2 protein-coding genes and 2 pseudogenes are annotated in these 3,203 nt (G+C 70.9%); 1 reads left to right on the plus strand and 3 read right to left on the minus strand.

Annotated elements, in window-relative coordinates; translation table 11 throughout:
- Nucleotides 1-963 (minus strand): annotated as a pseudogene (locus VHK87_RS01285) (glutamine-synthetase adenylyltransferase); the annotation flags it as partial.
- A 77-nt stretch (nucleotides 964-1,040) separates the two neighbouring features.
- Between VHK87_RS01285 and VHK87_RS01290 the strand changes: the two are divergent.
- Nucleotides 1,041-1,469 carry a DoxX family protein gene (locus VHK87_RS01290; protein WP_329633089.1) on the plus strand — a complete coding sequence of 143 codons (429 nt, stop codon included), beginning with the start codon at nucleotides 1,041-1,043 and terminating at the stop codon, nucleotides 1,467-1,469.
- Nucleotides 1,470-1,541: 72 nt separating this feature from the next.
- Here VHK87_RS01290 and VHK87_RS01295 read toward each other — a convergent pair whose 3' ends face one another.
- A complete protein-coding gene (locus VHK87_RS01295; RefSeq protein WP_329633090.1) occupies nucleotides 1,542-2,945 on the minus strand; it encodes a HAMP domain-containing sensor histidine kinase in 1,404 nt (467 codons plus the stop codon).
- A gap of 4 nt (nucleotides 2,946-2,949) precedes the next feature.
- Nucleotides 2,950-3,203: pseudogene (gene uczR, locus VHK87_RS01300) on the minus strand (two-component system response regulator UczR); the annotation flags it as partial.

Below are 3,203 nucleotides of genomic sequence, written 5' to 3' on the forward strand. Positions count from 1 at the left end.
CCGCTCGTCCACCTTGTGCACGTGGATCTGCCGCTTGATGGAGTGGATGTCGGCGATGGCGGCGAAGTCGAGGTTCTTGCGCCAGATGAAGGGCTGCAGCTCGGCCAGGAAGGCTTCGGCGCGGGGCAGGTCGCCGGCGCAGGGCCGCGCCTTGATGAAGGCCGCCCGCTCCCAGTTCTGGCCGACGCTCTCGTAGTACTCCAGCGCCGCGGGCACCGGCACCGCCGGCTGCGTGGAGGCCGGGTCGGGCCGCAGGCGCAGGTCGACGCGGAACACGTAACCGTCGCCGGTGCGGTCCTGCATCAGCTCCGAGAGCCGGTGGGTCAGGCGCACGGCGAACGCCTGGGACTCGACGCCCTCGGCCAACGGCAGCGCGTCGGGCTCGAAGAACACCGAGACGTCCACGTCGCTGGAATAATTGAGCTCGTACGCGCCCTGCTTGCCCATGGCGATGCAGAACCACCCCGGGACCGGCCCCTCTGCGCCCTCGCCTAGGCGCGTCAGCCGGCCAGCCTGCTGCTCGCCGCGGGCGGCCACCGCGAGCGCCGCGGCGAGGCTGGCGTCGGCGAAACGGGTGATCGCCCCGGTGACCTGGTCCAAGTCCCAGACGCCGCCGAGGTCGCAGAGCGCTGTCAAGAGGTGGGCCTCGGCCTTCAGCTTACGCAGCGCGATCTTCGCCTCGGCGGTGTCGAGAGCCGCCGCCGCGGCCGTGCGGGCGAGCAGGTCCGCGAACCGTTGGTCCGGGTCAGCTTGCAGGAGATCGGCGAGGCGCGGCTCGTCCCGGCGGACGAGGCTGGCGAGATAGGGCGAGGCGCCGAACACCGGGGCCAGGGCCGGCCAGGCGGCCTCGATCACGGGCTGACGCTCGCCCAGCGCTTCGGCGAGGCGCTCGCGCAGGCTCTGTGCGGCCTTCGGGTCGAGGATGGGCCCGCAGGGCTTGAGGCGTGGACTGAGGGGCGGCATGGGGCTGGCGATATTTAACTGCGCCGCGATGCGAACCAACCCAATATCGGGCGGTGGGTCAGACCAAGGGGGTTCGCATGGCGCGGGGCGGGATCATGCTTTCGGGGCTCAGCCGCTGGTCGGACGCCAGCCTCCTGCTGATGCGGCTGGTGGTCGGCGGGTTCCTGATCTTCGGCGTGTGGGACAATATAACCAGCGCCGAACGGATGGCCGAGTTCGCCGGCTTCCTGGCCAAGTGGAAGTTCCCCTTCCCCGAGCTGATGGCGCCGCTGTCGGTCTGGGCCCAGTTCGCCTGCGGCGCGGCCTTCATCGCCGGCGCCCTGACCCGCTGGGCGGGCCTGCTCTGCGCGATCCACTTCATCATCGCCATCCTGATGGTCGACCGGTTCGCCGGGATCCGCGGTTCGTTCCCGGCCGCGGCGCTGGTGGTGATCGGCCTGCACTTGGCCACGGCAGGGCCCGGGAAGATCGCCGTGGACGCGATGTTCGGCGGGCGGCGGCGGTAGGCCTGATCCGCTCACAGCATCCTACCTCCCCCGCGAAGCGACGTGAGGTAGGAGACGCCTTAGCGGTAGGGCCTACCCCGCCCGCGGCAGGATGAACGCGACGCGCAGGCCAGGCCCGCTGTCGCCGACCACGCCGGGGCCTTCGGAGAGCTCGAGCCGACCGCCGTGGGCTTCGGCGACCGCGGCGACGAGGGAGAGCCCAAGGCCAGCGCCCGGCTCGTTGCGGCTGTTCTCCAGGCGCACGAAGCGCTGGACGACCCGGGCGCGGTCGGCCTCGGGCACGCCCGGGCCGGTGTCGGTGACCGAGAACTCCACCTCTCCCGACGAGCGGCGGCGCACACGCAGCATGATGGCGCCGCCGCTGGGCGTGTACTTCACCGCGTTGTCGAGCAGGTTGGCCAGCGCCTGGGCCAGGAACTCCTTGTTGCCGCGCACGCGAAGGTCGCCCGCCAACTCGGCGGCGAAATCGATGCCCTTGTCCTCGCACAGCGGCTCGTAGAGCTCGGCGATGTCGACGGCGAGTTCCTTGGGATCGAACAGGATCTGGTTGGGCGCCGAGCCGGCGGCCTGCAGCCGGGCGATGGAGAGCACGGCGCCGAAGGTCTTCAGCACCCCGTCCGTGTCCTCGATGGCGGTGGCGAGCGCGTGCTCGGCGTCGCCCTTGCCCGCCTCGACGTCGATGTAGGCCGCTTCCAGCCGGGCGCGCAGGCGGGTGAGCGGCGAGCGCAGGTCGTGGGCGATGGCGTCGCCGGCATGTCGCAGGCCGGCCATCGAGCGCTCCAGCCTATCCAACATCTCGTTCAGCCCTTCGGCCAACTCGTCCATCTCGTCGCGGGCGCCCCGCACGTGGGCGCGGGCGGCCAGGTCGCCGTTGCGCACCCGGGTGACCACGTCGATCAGCCCGCCCATGGATCGGCTGACGTTGCGGCTGATGATCACCCCGCCGGCCAAGCCCAGGATGATGACCAGCACCACCGCGCCCCAGAGCGCCACGACGATGGAGTCGATGTAGGCCTCGTCCTCGCCGACATCCGCGCCGACGAAGAGGATCTCCCCGTAGCCGAGCCGCTGCTGCAGGCCGCGGGCCGGCCGGCGTACCCGGCGGCCCTGCGCGTCGAGCTCGGTGATGCGGAAGCTGGTCCAGGCCGGATCGCCGTTGAACTCCTCCAGCGGCGATTCCTGGATCGACCCGGAGATCACCGTCCCGTCAGACCGCATCAGCAGGTAGAGGAACGGCCGCTCCGCCGCCGCCCGCTCGATCAGCGCCTGGTTGAGGGCGTCGACGCCGGCTCGCTCGTAGGCGCCGGTGAGTGAGCGCATCTCGCGCAGGATGGCCTGATCGGTGCGCCGGGCCGCCTCGCCCGCCGTCGCCACGTAGATGTAGGCCAGGAAGGCCGACGCCGCCGCCGCGAACAGCGCCAGGAACAGCAGCGTCAGCCGGAACGGCGTCGTCCGGAAAATGCGCGGCAGGCGCACCGCGTCAGGCGTCCAGCCGGTACCCGGCCCCGCGGACGGTCTGCAGCATCGCCCGGTCGAAGCCCTTGTCGATCTTCGAGCGCAGGCGGGAGATGTGGACGTCGATGACGTTGGTCTGTGGGTCGAAGTGGTATTCCCAGACCTTCTCCAGCAGCATGGTGCGGGTCACCGACTGACCGGCGTGGCGCATCATGAATTCCAGCAGCTGGAACTCGCGCGGCTGCAGGTCGATCTCCTTGCCCTGTCGGTGGACGGTGC

This window comes from Phenylobacterium sp. (assembly GCF_036263695.1).
GTDB lineage: Bacteria > Pseudomonadota > Alphaproteobacteria > Caulobacterales > Caulobacteraceae > Phenylobacterium.